Genomic DNA, 272 nt, shown 5'->3' on the forward strand with positions numbered 1-272 from the left:
CTTTTGCTTTTGGTTTTGGGGAGGCCTGCGTGCCACTTACAACCCCTTCTTTATGTAAATGTAATTAGACTAGGTTTAATGTGATTACTGTTATTTGAACATGGAATATATTCAGATAAATTAGGGGTTTAATTTGGGCACCAACCTCAGTTAATTCTGGGTCAGGACTTGTTGACAAGCTTGATACTTCAATCCTTGCATCTTGATTTTCAATCACTTCAGCTTCAAAATCCTCATCAAATGCAACTGTTGAAAAACTCAACAAACATAAT

At 36.0% G+C, this 272-nt stretch carries 1 protein-coding gene; it reads right to left on the bottom strand.

What is annotated here, in order from left to right; translation table 11 throughout:
- Positions 1-64 precede the first annotated feature (64 nt).
- On the bottom strand, positions 65-272 hold a 208-nt coding region (locus SM754_RS20260; RefSeq protein ID WP_323677946.1), incomplete at its 5' end, for a hypothetical protein.

The sequence above is a fragment of the Halorubellus amylolyticus genome, assembly GCF_034808145.1.
Classification (GTDB): Archaea; Halobacteriota; Halobacteria; order Halobacteriales; family Natrialbaceae; genus Halorubellus.